At 43.9% G+C, this 15,956-nt stretch carries 16 protein-coding genes; 6 read left to right on the top strand and 10 right to left on the bottom strand.

Translation table 11 applies throughout. The annotated features are described in order from the left end of the window. Nucleotides 1-117: 117 nt before the first annotated feature. Both AC1YY3_RS03670 and gpmI read right to left on the bottom strand, forming a co-directional pair. Nucleotides 118-1,317 carry a murein hydrolase activator EnvC family protein gene (locus tag AC1YY3_RS03670; RefSeq protein ID WP_481823775.1) on the bottom strand — a complete coding sequence of 400 codons (1,200 nt, stop codon included), beginning with the start codon at nucleotides 1,315-1,317 and terminating at the stop codon, nucleotides 118-120. Further along, nucleotides 1,304-2,845, bottom strand: a complete 1,542-nt coding sequence (gene gpmI, locus AC1YY3_RS03665; protein ID WP_481823776.1) for a 2,3-bisphosphoglycerate-independent phosphoglycerate mutase — start codon at nucleotides 2,843-2,845, stop codon at nucleotides 1,304-1,306. The genes AC1YY3_RS03670 and gpmI overlap by 14 nt, the downstream gene beginning before the upstream one ends. 270 nt (nucleotides 2,846-3,115) lie before the next feature. Here gpmI and AC1YY3_RS03660 point away from each other — a divergent pair, with 270 nt between their 5' ends. The 3 genes from AC1YY3_RS03660 to AC1YY3_RS03650 all read left to right on the top strand — a co-directional run bounded on the left by AC1YY3_RS03660 (nucleotide 3,116) and on the right by AC1YY3_RS03650 (nucleotide 5,128). Then, the gene (locus AC1YY3_RS03660) at nucleotides 3,116-3,577 is read left to right on the top strand and encodes a rhodanese-like domain-containing protein (RefSeq protein WP_481823777.1); all 462 of its coding nucleotides are present in this window, start codon (nucleotides 3,116-3,118) and stop codon (nucleotides 3,575-3,577) included. Between the two features lie 61 nt (nucleotides 3,578-3,638). Beyond that, nucleotides 3,639-4,109 carry a protein-export chaperone SecB gene (gene secB / locus AC1YY3_RS03655; RefSeq protein ID WP_481823778.1) on the top strand — a complete coding sequence of 157 codons (471 nt, stop codon included), beginning with the start codon at nucleotides 3,639-3,641 and terminating at the stop codon, nucleotides 4,107-4,109. Between the two features lie 17 nt (nucleotides 4,110-4,126). Beyond that, nucleotides 4,127-5,128, top strand: coding sequence for an NAD(P)H-dependent glycerol-3-phosphate dehydrogenase (locus AC1YY3_RS03650; RefSeq protein ID WP_481823779.1), 1,002 nt, complete (start codon nucleotides 4,127-4,129; stop codon nucleotides 5,126-5,128). Between the two features lie 102 nt (nucleotides 5,129-5,230). Here the strand turns inward: AC1YY3_RS03650 and mscL are convergent, their stop codons facing one another. Then, nucleotides 5,231-5,638, bottom strand: coding sequence for a large-conductance mechanosensitive channel protein MscL (mscL, locus tag AC1YY3_RS03645; RefSeq protein ID WP_481823780.1), 408 nt, complete (start codon nucleotides 5,636-5,638; stop codon nucleotides 5,231-5,233). 222 nt (nucleotides 5,639-5,860) lie between these two features. On the opposite strand from mscL, the gene phoB reads away from it, so the two are divergent. Together phoB and phoR are read left to right on the top strand one after the other, a co-directional pair. Continuing rightward, nucleotides 5,861-6,553 (top strand): phosphate regulon transcriptional regulator PhoB, encoded by a 693-nt coding sequence (phoB, locus tag AC1YY3_RS03640; protein WP_481823781.1) that lies wholly within the window; start codon nucleotides 5,861-5,863, stop codon nucleotides 6,551-6,553. Between the two features lie 5 nt (nucleotides 6,554-6,558). Next, complete coding sequence (gene phoR / locus AC1YY3_RS03635; protein WP_482194323.1) at nucleotides 6,559-7,833, top strand: phosphate regulon sensor histidine kinase PhoR; 1,275 nt, start codon at nucleotides 6,559-6,561, stop codon at nucleotides 7,831-7,833. A gap of 47 nt (nucleotides 7,834-7,880) precedes the next feature. Here the strand turns inward: phoR and rnhB are convergent, their stop codons facing one another. From rnhB to efp, 7 genes are all read right to left on the bottom strand, one after another. Further along, nucleotides 7,881-8,483 carry a ribonuclease HII gene (gene rnhB, locus AC1YY3_RS03630; RefSeq protein WP_481823783.1) on the bottom strand — a complete coding sequence of 201 codons (603 nt, stop codon included), beginning with the start codon at nucleotides 8,481-8,483 and terminating at the stop codon, nucleotides 7,881-7,883. A gap of 32 nt (nucleotides 8,484-8,515) precedes the next feature. Continuing rightward, the gene (lpxA, locus tag AC1YY3_RS03625) at nucleotides 8,516-9,286 is read right to left on the bottom strand and encodes an acyl-ACP--UDP-N-acetylglucosamine O-acyltransferase (protein ID WP_481823789.1); all 771 of its coding nucleotides are present in this window, start codon (nucleotides 9,284-9,286) and stop codon (nucleotides 8,516-8,518) included. Between the two features lie 2 nt (nucleotides 9,287-9,288). Beyond that, on the bottom strand, nucleotides 9,289-9,729 hold the full coding sequence (gene fabZ, locus AC1YY3_RS03620; RefSeq protein WP_481823784.1) for a 3-hydroxyacyl-ACP dehydratase FabZ: 441 nt from the start codon (nucleotides 9,727-9,729) through the stop codon (nucleotides 9,289-9,291). A 54-nt stretch (nucleotides 9,730-9,783) separates the two neighbouring features. Further along, nucleotides 9,784-10,284, bottom strand: coding sequence for an OmpH/Skp family outer membrane protein (locus AC1YY3_RS03615; RefSeq protein ID WP_481823785.1), 501 nt, complete (start codon nucleotides 10,282-10,284; stop codon nucleotides 9,784-9,786). 452 nt (nucleotides 10,285-10,736) lie between these two features. Next, nucleotides 10,737-13,130: an outer membrane protein assembly factor BamA gene (gene bamA / locus AC1YY3_RS03610; RefSeq protein ID WP_481823786.1), complete on the bottom strand. Its 2,394-nt coding sequence runs from the start codon at nucleotides 13,128-13,130 to the stop codon at nucleotides 10,737-10,739. 73 nt (nucleotides 13,131-13,203) lie between these two features. Next, nucleotides 13,204-14,178 carry an EF-P lysine aminoacylase EpmA gene (gene epmA, locus AC1YY3_RS03605; RefSeq protein ID WP_481823988.1) on the bottom strand — a complete coding sequence of 325 codons (975 nt, stop codon included), beginning with the start codon at nucleotides 14,176-14,178 and terminating at the stop codon, nucleotides 13,204-13,206. Nucleotides 14,179-14,217: 39 nt separating this feature from the next. Continuing rightward, on the bottom strand, nucleotides 14,218-14,784 hold the full coding sequence (gene efp / locus AC1YY3_RS03600; RefSeq protein ID WP_349027713.1) for an elongation factor P: 567 nt from the start codon (nucleotides 14,782-14,784) through the stop codon (nucleotides 14,218-14,220). Nucleotides 14,785-14,867: 83 nt separating this feature from the next. On the opposite strand from efp, the gene epmB reads away from it, so the two are divergent. Beyond that, nucleotides 14,868-15,878, top strand: coding sequence for an EF-P beta-lysylation protein EpmB (gene epmB, locus AC1YY3_RS03595; RefSeq protein ID WP_481823989.1), 1,011 nt, complete (start codon nucleotides 14,868-14,870; stop codon nucleotides 15,876-15,878). Nucleotides 15,879-15,956: the final 78 nt, after the last annotated feature.

Here is a 15,956-nt window from a genome sequence, read left to right as displayed (position 1 = left end):
CAACAACTACAATATCTTTAATTTTTGGGGACAATCTTGAACGTCTAGCTGCCAGTAGTTAACCGTCAAAACCAAAACAAAAAAATCACCGCTTATTCAACTTCACAACATCAGCCTCTAATTACGACACCAAAGCAGCGGATCAATTGCCTTGCCGTTCCGGCGTATTTCAAAATACAGTCCGGGCTGCGTACGACCACCACTTTGTCCTACTGACGCAATCACATCACCTGCTTCAACCCAATCATCTTTGTGTTTATAAAGGCTTTGATTAAACGCGTACAGCGTCATGAATTCCTTGTCATGCTCCACGATAATCAACAGTCCATAGCTCTTCAAAGCACCTGCGTAAGCAATTTTTCCTTTGGTTACCGCATGTATATCAGTGCCTTCCTTAGCATTGATTAAAACGCCTTTCCACCTATCTTCCGAGGAAGAACTGCCGATCATGCTCGCCAATTTACCTTTTACAGGTAAGGGTAATTCACCCTTTAAGGCGGAAAAATCGCCGGTCAATTTAGGAAAACTCGCGGTATTTCCTGGACTGTTCGTATCAGGTCTTGAGGTTTCTGCCTCCTGATTAGCCATATCAGGCTCGTTTTCCAAGGTTCTGATAAGGTTAATCAGTTTATTTTCACTTTCTTTTAGAAGGCTTAATTGGTCTTCTTTGGAATAAAAATCATCATTTAGCTGTGCAACCAGCTCGTTTCTCTGTTTTTTTACTTCATCCAATGCCGCTTGCTCTGATTTTTTTTGCCCCAGATTTTGTTCTAGTTTTTCGGTTTCAGCTTGTTTTTCTTTGTCCAACTGATCCAAATATCTAATGGTTTGCTGGATATTAGCAAGCTTTTCTAAACGCGCCTTATTCAAATATTCATAATATACCATCATTCGACTGGATAATGCCGGATCTTGTTGATTAAGCATCAATTTTAATTTTGATTGCTGCCCTATCGCATATGCCGCCCTTACCTGCCCGGCGACTTCTTTATCCAATTGTATGATTTGACCTTGGTATGAATTTATTTGCTTACGAATCTTATCCAGACTGATACCGGTCAACTCAATCTGCTCTTTAATTGACTTCAACGAAGCCGCAACATCGCCATATCGTTCATCAACCTGGGCTAATAATCCAAGCAACTGGTCTTTTTGCTGCTCTACTAGCTGTGTATCATGTTCGGTAGCTACATCCGAGCCTGTCTCGCTTTGTATTTGCTCATCACTTAGCTCTTCTGCACAAGCCAATCCCGCTGACAAGCCTAGCAGAAAATAAAGAACTAGATATTTCCACATGCCAACATCAGGTAGTTTCAATAAGTGATCTGCCGTTCATTTCCACAGGTTTTTCTACTCCTAAAATAGCCAACAGAGTGGGAGCTAAATCTTTCAAACTGCCGCCAGAAGCCAACTTTCCTTCTCCGCACACATAAATCAGCGGTACTGGGTTGGTGCTGTGGGCAGTTTGGACTAGGCCGTCATCATCAACCATTTGCTCTATATTGCCGTGATCGGCTGTTACCAGCATTTTACCGCCGACACTTTTTAGTGCAGCAACGACGCGCTGCAAGGAATTGTCTATCGCTTCTACCGCCTTGATGGCGGCGGGGATGATTCCGGTATGGCCTACCATGTCGCCATTGGCATAATTGCAAATAATGACATCGTATTTGCCACCTGCGATGGCTTCGACAAAACGGTCAGTCAGTTCCGACAGGCTCATTTCCGGTTGCAAATCATACGTTCTGACATTGGGCGAAGGGATTAGCATCCTGTCTTCACCAGGAAAGCTGGCATCAACGCCACCATTGAAGAAGAACGTGACGTGGGCGTATTTTTCAGTTTCTGCGAGACGCAACTGGGTCATGCCCAAATTCGATAAATATTCGCCCAGGCTATTTTTAATATCCACCGATGGGAATGCGACGGGATAATCAAAATCTTCATGATATTCGGTTAAGGTTGCGTAAACACCTTTGTGCGGCGCATGCCCACGGTCAAATCCTTTGAAATCAGTATCGGTGATGGCTTGGGATATTTCCCGCGCCCTATCGGCACGAAAATTCATGAATACCACGGAATCTTCGGGATCAAGCGTGGCAGCCTTGCCTTCAGCATCCAAAACCACCGTAGGCAGGACAAACTCATCGTTTTCACCTCGGTCGTAGGATGATTTTAATCCTTCAAGTGCGGAGTCCACGCGATAACTGCCCTCACCTTTGACGATCAAATCATAGCCTTGTTTGACCCTATCCCAGCGCTTATCCCTGTCCATCGCATAAAAACGACCTACGATAGATGCAATCCTGCCCACGCCCAATGCCTTAAATGTTGTTTCCATTAATTCGATGGAAGCAGCGGCGCTTTGGGGCGGCACATCCCTGCCATCCAGAAATGCGTGTAGATAGATGTTACGTAGCCCGCGTTTAGCAGCTAATTTGATCATCGCCACAATCTGGTCTTCATGGCTATGCACTCCACCTGGAGACAATAGACCCATGATATGCAGGGCTTTGCCTTTTTCTTTGGCGGCATCGACTACTTGGCATAACACCGAATTAGTGAAAAAACTGCCGTCTTTAATCGCATCGTTGACCTTGGAGAAATCCTGCGGTACGTAACGACCTGTGCCGATATGAATATGTCCGACTTCCGAATTGCCCATTTGCCCATCCGGCAAACCGACCACTTCCCCAGCGCAGTCCAGCAAAGTCATGGGGTAATCTTTTTGCAAACTGTCCCAACAGGGGGTATTTGCCATCGCAATGGCATTATTTTCTTGTTCCGTGGAATATCCAAATCCATCCAGGATCAGCAATACAACAGGTTTAGGGCGACTCGACATCTTACTTTTTATCTCCAGAAACTTTTACACACAACCCATAGCCTATGGGACTAACAATCTTTTGTGGACATGCCACAAACATTACCCGAAACACACCAAAATAAGGTATCATTTGCGGCATTTATCGGGATTACGATTGGCTTTGCCGTGATGAACACGGACAAACATGAGGCATTATACTAAATAAGCGATAGCAAAGTTGTGTAAAAATACCCCAAACAGATCTCATATTAATTAACTCAATCAAAGCAAAAACCCTTCACTACTATCATGCCTTTTTCAGAAACATTTACCCCAGAACGCTTCATCGAATTTATTTTAAACCACTATATTTTGGCGCTGGCGTTGGTGGTTGTAACGTATTTGTTAATCCAAGAATTATTCGACTCGGCACTTAAAAAATTTGGCTTTGTGTCGCCATTGTTAGCCGTAACCAAAATGAACAATGGCAATACTGTGGTTATTGACGTGCGCGAACTCGATGAGTTCAATAAAGGTCATATAGACAGCGCGATAAACCTGCCGCTGAGTAAAATAAAAGAACAAATATCCAGCTTTGATGCTTATAAAAACAACCAAGTCCTAATTGTTTGCCAGGACGGAACACGTTCAGCCACGACTGGGAAAATAATCACCAAAGCGGGACATAAGGATGTGTTTGTCATCACTGGCGGAATGCAATCTTGGCAGGAAGATTATAAATTACCCATTAAAGTTAACCGCAAAAAATAAGCCTGGTGCTTGATTTTGTAAACAAGCTTAATCTCTCAAACTTACTATTCAGACATCACTCATGGCCGAAGAAAACAGTACCCCAGAAAAGCAATTTTCCATCCAAAAGGTTTATACCAAAGATTTGTCTTTTGAAACGCCCAACGCCCCAAAAATTTTCCGCGAAAAATGGGAACCTGTAGTAGATTTCAACTTAGGCACACACGTAGACAAACTGGAAGAAACCGTCTTTGAAGTCACCTTAACTGTAACGATTACCGTCAAAAGCGTAGACACCACGGCTTATCTGGTTGAAGTCAACCAAGCTGGCATCTTTACATTGGATAACTTCACTGAGCAAGAAATGGGGCCTATGTTGGGTAGCTTTTGTCCTAATATTCTGTTTCCTTATGCACGGGAAGTCGTTTCTGACCTGGTCGCAAAAGGTGGTTTTCCCCAGTTGCTGCTCGCACCCGTCAATTTTGATGCGCTGTATGGTCAACATCTGCAACAAGCACAACAACAAACGGCTGGATCAAACACCATCAACTAACTGCTTGGTCAATAAGTTTGAGCCAAAAAATAACTCTGCTCGGCGCAGGTTCTTGGGGTACTGCACTTGCTATACTGGCTGCCAGAAACGGTTGCCAAGTTTTATTGTGGGGACACAACCCAGAACATATCGCGGCTCTCGCCAAGGAAAGAAAAAATCAGCGATATTTGCCTGATACAGCCTTTCCAGAAAAAATAACCGTAACCTCTGACCTAAAGCAAGCCGCAGAATTCAGCGACCTTATCTTATTATCGGTACCCAGCCACGCTTTCAAAAGCACCTTGATTAATCTCAAGCCCCATGCCTCTGTTAACGATTTAAAAATAGCCTGGGCGACCAAAGGCTTTAACCCAGAGGATGGCACCTTACTGCATCAAATTGTGGCTGATGTCTTCTCACCAAACACACCAGCCGCTATCCTATCCGGCCCCACTTTTGCCCGTGAGGTCGCCGCAAACCTTCCTACCGCCATTACTATTGCCTCAAAGCAAGCCGAATTTGCAGATCAACTGGCAGACATCATGCACAGCGACCGTTTTCGAGCATATACCAGCTCCGATATTATTGGTGTTGAAGTCGGCGGCGCAGTCAAAAACGTGCTGGCGATTGCAGCAGGCATCGCTGATGGCTTGGGCTTTGGTGCAAATACCCGCGCGGCATTGATTACGCGCGGTCTTAACGAGATCATGCGCTTGGGAATTAAACTGGGTGGAAAGCAAGAAACATTTATTGGCTTGGCTGGCTTGGGCGATCTCGTATTGACTTGCACCGATAATCAGTCCAGAAACCGTCGTTTTGGTCTAGCATTAGGACAGGGTAGAACTAGACGATCCATCGCCAATGAGATAGGGCAAGAAATTGAAGGCATATTAGCGGCTAAAGATACCTTATTGCTCGCCAAACGGCATAATATAGACATGCCAATTACCGAGCAAACCTATAAGGTTCTATATGAAAACCTGAACCCACTCAGTGCAGTGCAAAACCTGCTTGCTCGCCATCAGAAAGCTGAATCTTAACGGCTACAAATTTGTAGAACTAACGTTACAAGGAAAACTCCAGCTTTTTGATGTCAGACTGGAGTTTTCATCATTCATTCGCAGAAAAACGACAGCGAAAGTCTAGTTTTTTGACTTTAAAATATCTCTGATTTCAGTCAGTAACAATTCTTCCTTAGTAGGTACAGGTGGTGCTTCTGGAGTCGCAACCTCTGCTTTTTTCATTTTGTTCATCATCTTAATAGCCATAAAGATGGCAAAAGCAACTATCGTAAAGTCAAAAATGGTTTGAACAAAGCTGCCATAGTTAAGCATTACTGCTGGGGTCTTTTCATCGACAGCTTCCTTCAACACTATTCCAAGCTTGGTAAAATCCACGCCGCCTACCAATAATCCGATTAGCGGCATAACGACATCTCCGACAAAAGACGAAACGATTTTACCGAACGCGCCACCGATGATAACACCGACCGCCAAATCGACCACATTGCCCTTCATGGCAAATTCTTTGAACTCTTGCATCATACTCATACTTAATTTCCATCATTCTCATGATAAAAGGTTTACTATTGCTTTAAAACAGCACTTTGTTGACTTGAATGATCCTTCGCCTACCTTGCGCCGACAGTTAATTATCGAATGAATGTGTTGAAAAGTATAGTTTTTTGGTACTTAAGGTTTCATTTTACGAGTTGTCATAATTTCGTCATACTCAAACGGCTAAAATACTGCGTCTAAACTCAAGCATTAACTATGTCGAAAATAAATATCCTGATTGTTGAAGATGAAGCCGCTATTCGAGGGATGTTGACGATTGTCCTTGAGCAAGCGGGTTTTATGCCCACAGCAGCGGCAGAAGTCGATTCCGCCCAAAAAATCTTGGCAGACAGCTTCCCTGATCTGATCTTGCTGGATTGGATGTTGCCTGGTATTAGCGGTGTGGAATGGGCTAGGCGTTTAAAAAAAGACCCTAGCTTTCGTGAAATACCTATCATCCTACTGACCGCCAGAGGCGAAGAAGAAGATAAGGTCAGAGGCTTGGAGATCGGTGCGGATGATTACCTGACCAAACCTTTTTCGACGAAAGAATTGGTGGCAAGGATACGCGCCGTATTACGCAGAACCGGCAAATTACACGGCATATCACAAATCACCATGGGCGAACTCACGCTTGACACCGAGCAACACCGCTTAAGCATTGGTGAAAAACAGTTAGATGTCAGCCCCACCGAATTCCGCTTAATGCAGTTTTTCATGACCCATCCCGATAAGGTGTTTAGCCGCACCCAATTGCTCGACCAGGTATGGGGCCGCAGCGTGTATATTGATGAACGTACCGTCGATGTCCATATCCGCCGATTGCGTAAAATTCTTGGTGATTATGGCAAAGAAGACATGGTGCAAACCGTGCGCGGTTTTGGCTATCGGTTTTCATTGCTAGACTAACCTAAATGGCAGCTTGGAAAAAAGAACTTGGCTGGACGCTCCTGCTGTTAATGGGCGTAGCTCTAATTGGTAGCATAATTGGATTATTTATACCGCTATTATTCTTACTGATAATTGGAATGTTAGTTTGGCAAGTTATCCAGATTAACCGCTTTGAACGCTGGATTAGCAAGGGCGGACGGGGAAAATACCCCAAAGCAAAAGGAATTTGGGAAGATATTTATTACCACGTTTACCAAATAAAAAAGAGCGAAAAAAAACGCAAAAAGAAGCTAGGCAAAATCATCGACCAGTTCAGAAAATCAACCGATGCGCTGCCTGATGCCGCCGTTGTGTTAGGCGAGGAAGATGAAATCGAATGGGCCAACACCGCCGCAAAAAACGTACTGGGTTTGCAACCGTCAGATCGAGGGCAGCGGATTCCCAACCTTATCCGTTTCCCCATTTTTGTCCGTTACCTTAAGTCCGGTAACTTCAATGAAACTATCATTATGCCCTCTCCCACCAACAGCCACATCATCCTGGCAGTGCGAGTGGTCAGCTATGGTGCGGGGCTGCGTCTGCTGTTAGCACAGGATGTCACGCAACTGCGGAAAATGGAGCAGATGCGGAAAGATTTTGTCGCCAATGTTTCACACGAATTACGAACGCCTTTAACGGTATTAAAAGGCTATTTGGAAACATTACAAGAATTGGATGAACCTCTATCGCCATTACTGAGCCATTCGTTTCAGCAAATGCAAGAGCAAACTGAACGGATGCAATATCTGGTTGATGACTTGCTCCTGTTATCTAACTTAGAGACACAACCCAAAAAAACCCATTGTGTTGATTTACCCGCTCTCTTAATCAAGATATGCAAAGAAAGCGAGAACCTTCTTCACAGTGCGGGACGCATCGAACTAACACTGGAAACCAATGCCCACATTGTCGGTGATGAACAGGAACTTCGTAGCGCGTTTTCCAACCTGCTGGGCAACGCACTGAAATATTCGCCAAAAGAATCCAAGGTTCAAGTGTGCTGGCATCAAACCCCAGCAAATCTGGTACTGGACATAATAGACATGGGTGAGGGCATAGCCGAATCGGAAATCCCAAGGATTACCGAACGGTTTTACCGCATTGATGTGCGGCGCATCAATAAAGTAGCTGGCACCGGATTAGGGCTTGCCATCGTCAAACACGTACTGCTGCGGCATGATGCACGGCTTGTCATTACCAGCGAACTCTACAAAGGCAGTACGTTTAGCTGTCATTTTCCAGTGGAAAGGCTGTGCTGATGATGGGTATCAACGTAATAAGCCCAACTACCTCATTAAGCCTACTTCTATTTTGCCGTCAAAAGCGTTTTCACAGGATTAAACGTCCGTCTGTGGATGTCTAAACAACCAAACTTTTCAATTTCGGCGATATGCTGTTTAGTACCATAACCTTTGTGAATGTGGAAAGCATAGTCAGGGTATTGTTTGTGGTACTCAGCCATCATATTATCACGAGTGACTTTGGCTAAGATGGACGCAGCGCTGATAGCTTTTATTTTGCTATCGCCTTTGACAATAGCTTGAGCTGGGATGGTTAGATTGGGTAGTCTATTACCATCGACCAGAACTAGCTCCGGCAACAAAGATAAGCCATTTACCGCCCGTTGCATTGCCAACAGCGTGGCTTGTAGGATGTTCAAATCATCGATTTCGACAACGCTAGCTTGCGCTATCGAATAGCTTAAAGCGTACTGCTTGATAAGTACCGCAAGGCGGTTTCGTTGAGCTTCTGAGAGTTTTTTGGAGTCTGCCAAGCCTTCGATTGGGTTGTTAGGGTCGAGAATTACCGCCGCAGCGACAACAGGTCCTGCAAGTGGACCACGACCTGCTTCATCGACACCAGCGACAATGCCTGACCATTGTGCATCAATCAAAGAATCATTAGTCATTACCGACAGCAAAAGCTAAAGTTTTGATGGCTTTAGCGCAATATGCCTCGACTGACACTACGCAGGAAATTGACCATCGCTGATAGTTCTTTGCTGTCTCCTGCTAAATCTTCCATTTGGTCGATGGCATCTTCAAGGCGCAAGTTCATTTTGTAAATCATTTTGTAAGCCTTCCGAATTAAACGAATATCTTCGGCCGCAATACCATTGCGCTCCATGCCGACCGAATTGATTCCGTGCGGTTTGGTGGGTTTGCCGCCGACCATAACGAAAGGCGGAATGTCCTGGGTGATGGCACTACCCATAGCCGCAAAGCTGTATTGGCCGATCTTGGTAAACTGATGCACCAAAGTAAAACCGCCAAGAATGGCATGGCTATGAAGTTGTACGTGGCCTGCCAGGGACGCACCATTTGCCATGATGACATGATTGCCAATCACACAATCATGCGCGACGTGAGTGTAGGCCATGAACAGGTTGTCACTACCTATCTTGGTAACACTTTGGTCTTGCTTGGTACCTCGATGCAGGGAGGAAAATTCACGAATCGTGTTACGGTCGCCGATTTCAAGCCTAGTTATTTCGGCAGCATACTTTTTGTCTTGCGGGTCTTCACCAATGGAACAGAACTGATAAATGCGATTTTCTTTACCAATTACGGTTGGCCCTTTTATGACAACATGAGAGCCGATTACTGTACCAGAACCGATCTTGACTTCGGCACCGACAACGCTGTACGGACCTATAGATATATTGCTTTCTAATTCAGCACCACTATCGATAATCGCTGTTGGATGTATCAAGCTCAAGGCACTACGGCCGCACAACGGATTTCAGCACTGGCGACAAAATCACCGTCCACCTCAGCGCGGCATTCGAATGCCCAAATATTGCGTTTGCTCCTGACGAACAAGGCTTCCAGCATTAACTGATCGCCTGGTACAACTGGTCGTTTAAATTTTGCTTTATCGATACCAACCAAGTAATAGATCATCCCGCCTAATTCATCCGACGATTCCGAAGCCAATAAGCCCGTTGCTTGCGCCAGTGCTTCCAGAATCAATACCCCAGGAAATATAGGTTTCTGGGGGAAATGACCTTGAAAATAGGGTTCATTATAGGTCACATTTTTCAGCCCTAATAACCTGACACCGGGTTCACACTCAAGCACCCTGTCAATCAATAAAAAGGGGTATCGATGTGGCAAAAAAGCTTGGATCTCTAGAATATCAAGGGTAATAGACATAGTTTTTAGGGCTTCACAATAAGACGGGATTACAAGCTAATGCGCTATTATGAATTATTCAGGCATTGTTGAAAGTTTTTGTTGTAACTGACTGGTTATGTCCATTTGTGGGCTGGAATAGATCACGCCGTCAGTCAAAATCAAGTCAAATTCTTGATCTTTAGCAATGGTACGGATTGACTCAACGATGCGTTTTTGTAACTTGCCTAATTCGTCATTACGGCGAGCATTGAAGTCTTCACTGAATTCTTGCTGCGAGCGTTTAGCATCTCGCATTTTGTTCTGAATTTCAGTTTCCATTCTGTTACGCTGTGACTCACCCATGACAGAAGCATCTTTCTTAAACTTCTCTTGCATTGTCTGAATTTCTTTTTGTTGGCTAACCAACTGATTATCACGGGGTTTAAATTCTTGTTCCAGGCGTTTTTTGGCTTTTTCAGCTTGCGGCGCTTTTTCAAGAACGGCAGGAATATTCACAATGCCAATTTTTAAGTCGGCAAAGCTGACATTGGCAACCAGTAGTAACCCTATAAATAATGCTATTTTCGTTTTCATCGTTGTATCGATCTCCGTACAGTTAAAAAATTCGTTCTAAAGCATAGCTATGGCAAGACTAGCAATAGTGGGTGGCATTTAAAATACCGTTAGAATCAAACGCAATAAGCGCATGACGTATTATCAAATAGAAAATCGCTGTTCCCTATCTAATTTATCTCTAATAAATTTCAAAGGCTTTGTTTGTTATTTACTCACACAGCCAACCTTAAGTATTCGCCCTATTAATCAAGGCAAAAAAGTCAACTCAGGCAATGATTCTGCTGACCAATACCGTTAAAGCGTTTATTTTTGCATAGCCTCATTATGCTTGGGTTAAATTATAGGGGATAAAATGACTAAACCAAAAACTAATCCACAACCCAATATCTGCATTGGCTGCCTTATTATCCACTTAAGCGATTGAATTCTAGGATACGTAACAAAATTGTAGCTTGTTAGATAATGCAAAATTAAAAATTTTGACCAAAGTTGAATTGAAAAAACTCTGTTTGGTCTGGTTGGTCTTTGTCGCTTTTATCTGCATTTAAGGGTACTGCAGCACTAACAGATAAGGCACCAAAGGGTGACAACCATTCTCCCGATACGCCTGCCGCATATTTCATTCTGTTAAAGCCAAAACCATTTTGAATTCGTCCAGCATCAAAAAATGCCCCCAAACGAACCGACTTTACATCCTGTAAAAAAGGTACCGGAAAAAACAATTCTGCACTACCAACCATCTTGGTGGAACCACCAAAGGGTCGATTAAGCGTGTTGGTATAGGTCGCAGGTATAGCAGGATTTTTTGTGGTTAAGTGATCTCTGGGACCTAGCGTATTGTTTTTAAAACCACGTACTGATCCTGTGCCACCACCATAGTAATTTTCAAAAAATGGTAATTCGTCAGTATCACCATAGCCGTCGCCGTAAGCAATATCAGCTTGCAACCTGAAGGTAAAGTCTGAAGACAGCGGGAAATATTCCTGGTGCTTATAGCTGACTTTATAGTAATCCAGATCACTGACTCCCGGTAAGGTAGCTAAAGCAGATAAGCGTTGCTGCCCCCCTTTATTCGGGAAAATTGCCCTATTTAACGTATCGTGTGTCCAACCTAGTGAGGGTGCTAACGTCAGATAATTATCACCATTTCCGTCGTCTACCCCTGGCACAAGCCCTGTAAGTCGACCACCAAATACTTTTCCCGACACGAAATTCTGAATTTCGTCTGATGAATTGTCTGTCGTTTTGAGTTTGGTATGTTTTAAATCAATACCAAACCGCAACTGGTCGAATTCGTTCAATGGAATGCCAAAATCCATACCCGCATTAGCGGTAGTCGTTGAATAATTGGCAATATTAATCGCACCCGCATTTCGGTCTGTATAACCCAGGTTATAGCCCAAACTAACACCATCGGTCGTGAAATAAGGGTTATAAAATCCGAATTGATAGCTGGTCAAAAAATCACTGTTATTAAAGGCGAGGTTAACCCGCTTGCCGGAGCCGAACACATTATCTTGAGATAAGTTTGCATTGATTACGATGCCTTGTACCTGAGAGAAACCTACGCCAGCCGATAAATTACCGGAAGACTTCTCGACGACCTTGTAATTAACATCCAACTGGTCAGCCGTGCCAGGAACGGGCGGCGTTTCGACATTAACCGTTTCAAAGTAACCCAGCCGTTCTAACCGTGTTTTTGAGCGTTCAATCTTTGAGCTGGATGCCCAACTGGATTCCATCTGGCGCATTTCGCGGCGCAATACTTCGTCGCGAGTTTTGGTGTTGCCGCTGTAATTGATCCGTCGCACATAAGCCCTTTTACCGGGATCGACAAAAAAAGCCATGTCCACGGTTTTGTTTGCTTCGTGAATTTCCGGCACCATATTGACATTGGCGAAAGCATAGCCGTCGTCGCCTAAACGATCCTGTATAGCCTTGGAGGTTTCTGTGGCATTTTTTCTGGAGAAGATTTCGCCGGGTCCGACTGTCATCAACTTGATAAGCTCATCGGGTTTTACCACCAAATTTCCGGTCAATTTGACCTTGTCTAGGGTATAAATAGCACCTTCTTTGACATTGATGGTCACATAGATGTCTTTTTTGTCCGGTGTAATAGCAACCTGGGTGGATTCAATAGCAAAGTTGATATAGCCCCTATCCAGATAATAAGACCGTAAGGTTTCAAGATCGGCCTGTAGTTTTTGCTTAGAATATTGGTCGTTTTTAGTATAAAAAGACAGTAAGTTTGTCGTGCTTAATTCCAGCTTCTTCACCAACGTGGCATCATCGAAGGTTTTATTGCCGACAATATTGATTTCCTTGATTTTGGTCACTCGACCTTCGGAAATATTGATACGGATGCCGACTCGGTTACGGGTCAAATTGGCGACTTCAGTCTTGATTTTTAAGCTGTATTTACCGTGACTGAGATACTGGCGTTTTAATTCCAGCTCGACTTTGTCCAACACTTGTTTGTCAAATATCTTGCCTTCAGACAAACCGATCTTATCTAACGCTTTCGTCAAGTCCTCTTTATTGATGTCCTTATTGCCTTCAAAGATGATTTTTGCGATGGATGGACGCTCTACCACGTTAACAATCAACGTTGAGCCTTCCCGTTCCAAGGTGACATCTTTAAAGAATCCGGTTTTGAATAACGCCTTAATAGCTGAACCGACATTGCTCAGAGAAAACCGCTCGCCAACATTAATGGGAAGATAGTTAAATACTGTTCCTTCAGAAATGCGTTGCAATCCCTTGACTTGAATGTCGCTAACGATGAATTCTTCTTCGCTTTTAACCGACTGGGAAACGAGTAGCAGGCAAATCAGTAAAAAACGGGTAAGTATGTGTAATTTCATTTAAACCTAAAGAAACGTCATTGTGCCTACTACCAAAACCAAGTGATTATAATACAGTAAATATTCAATCAGCTTAAGCCCTGCTTATGGAAAAAGCCAAAACTTCGTCGATTGTTGCGCTATTCGATAATAACATCAATAATCTATCTAATCCTATGGCTATCCCTGAACAGTTCGGCAAACCGACTTCCAATGCTGCCAATAGGCGTTCATCTTTGACTGCATTTGGACGTTTATTGTCCTGCCTGACAGCAATCTCGTTATCAAAACGCCGCTCCTGTTCTTTTGCATCACTGAGTTCATAATAGCCATTTCCCAACTCAACGCCGTTGATAAATAGCTCAACACGGTCAGCAATTGCGGGATTATCTTGATTGTTCCTTGCCAATGAAGACATACAAGCAGGATAGCCATGCACCATACACAACGCATTTTGCCCCAAATGCGGCTGAATTTGATGGCTGAAAATAAAATCCAACCAAAGTAAATGGTCGTGTTTACAGATTGCTATTGCATCAATAAGACCGCTGCTGTGGGCATAATCGGCGTAATCTTGGTAAGAAAACACCAACGCATTTAAGCCCGTATTTTGCTGAAAAAGACTTTGATAGCTGACTCTTTGTGTTGCTTGCAGCTTTACGCTGCCTTCAAACAGTAAAGCTAGCAACTCATCCACCTCGTCCATCAATTGCGACAGGTCAAAGCCGACGCGATACCACTCCAGCAAAGTAAACTCAGGATTATGAAAGCGTCCTGATTCGCCATTCCTAAATGCCTTACAGATCTGGTAAATAGACCCACTATCTGCGGCAAGCAAACGTTTCATCGCAAATTCGGGTGAAGTCTGCAAAAACAGCGTTCGTTGCGTGGGTGGCAGTTGATAGTTTGTGGTGAAAAAATCCAGATTGGGGTCAGAGCCTATAGCTTTACATATTAGTGGGGTTTCCACCTCTAGCACGGTTCTATCAGCAAAAAATTGCCGTATTTTCTGGAACAAGTGTGCCCGTAAGTGCAGTAATTCTGGTGAGCAGGACGGATGCCAATCCATCCCCGACTCTTCCAACATCAAACCTTACTGATAACGTTTTTATTTAACCCGCGAAATATATTCACCGGTACGCGTATCAACCTTAATCACTTCACCAATCTGCACAAACAAAGGCACCCGCACCACTGCTCCAGTATCCAGCTTGGCTGGTTTGCCGCCGCCGCCAGACGTATCTCCACGCACACCGGGATCAGTTTCAACAATTGTCAATTCAACAAAATTGGCGGGAGTAACCGCCAGCGGTGCATCATTCCAGAGCGTAACAGTGCAGGAATCCTGGTCTTTAAGCCACTTTGCCGCGTCGCCGACAATTTTCTCATCCGCTTGGTACTGCTCAAAGGTATCGGGCTTCATAAAATGCCGATATTCGCCATCGCCGTATAGGTATTGCATATCGACATCCATAACATCAGCGCCTTCTAGCGATTCACCCGATTTAAAAGTGCGTTCGATCACGCGTCCGGTTTTGAGATTTCTGATTTTGACCCGACTGAACGCCTGTCCTTTGCCCGGTTTGACGAACTCATTCTCAATAATTGCACACGGATCATTGTCCAACATGACCTTTAATCCGGCTTTAAACTCACTCGTACTATAAACAGCCATTCTATCCTCGAATCGAATCAATAAACTAAATTGCGGCATTATATAATAGACGCTGACCTCGACAGAAACCTAAATACATACAGATGCCAGTTAGCCCTTCAGACGCGCAGCATTTCGCCAAAAATTGGCAACAACAACTTTCCGAAGCCTTCACCACCATTGAAGATTTATGCGAATATCTGGAACTAAACCCTATCGATTTGCCCATTTCACAAACCGCCAGTAAACGTTTTGCGATGCGTGTTCCGTTGAGCTTTGCCGCCAGCATGGAAAAAGGCAATCCAACCGATCCCTTATTACGGCAAGTGTTGCCTATTAATGATGAAATCGTTGATTACCCAGGATTTAGCAACGATCCGGTTGGCGATATTCAAGCCGTCGTGCAACCTGGCATCTTACATAAATACCACGGACGTGTTTTGTTAATTAATACAGGCAGTTGCGCGATAAATTGTCGATATTGCTTCCGCCGTAATTTCCCCTATAACGAGTTGCAACTCAGCAAGCAGCAGGAAAGCGGTGCAATCGACTACATAAAATCCGAGCCGTCGATTACCGAAGTTATCTTAAGTGGTGGCGACCCCTTGCTGTTAAGCGATGCGCGGTTAGAGCAACTTATTAAGCAATTGGACGCAATAGATCATATAAAGCGCATCAGAATCCACAGCCGCTTACCTATCGTTTTGCCCGCACGAGTGACGGATGAGTTGGTCAAAACCTTGACGAACAGTAGCAAACAAATGATTTTTGTTGTTCATGCCAATCATTCTAATGAGATCAATGCACGGGTTGTAACTGCCTTCAATTTATTAAAAAATAAAGGCGTTACCTTATTTAATCAATCTGTTCTACTAAAAGGCGTTAATGACAACGCGACAACCTTATGTGGACTAAGCGAGCAACTTTTTGCTAATGGCATCATCCCCTACTATCTGCATTTATTAGATAAAGCCACCGGCACTGGGCATTTTGAGGTTTCCGAGTATGAAGCCAAGCTATTGATCGAACAAGTGCAAAACACCCTGCCAGGCTATCTAGCACCCAAATTAGTAAAAGAACAGGCTGGATATAAAGCAAAACAATACGTCTTATAAAATCCGTGCTTATCTCGCAACATTTCATCTATTTATCTGATAATGCTAACTTTTTCTATTCTTCGGCTACCTCGATAG

This window comes from Methyloglobulus sp., assembly GCF_964779595.1.
The sequence above is the reverse complement of the archived record's forward strand: the minus strand, read 5'-3'. Positions and strand labels throughout refer to the sequence as shown.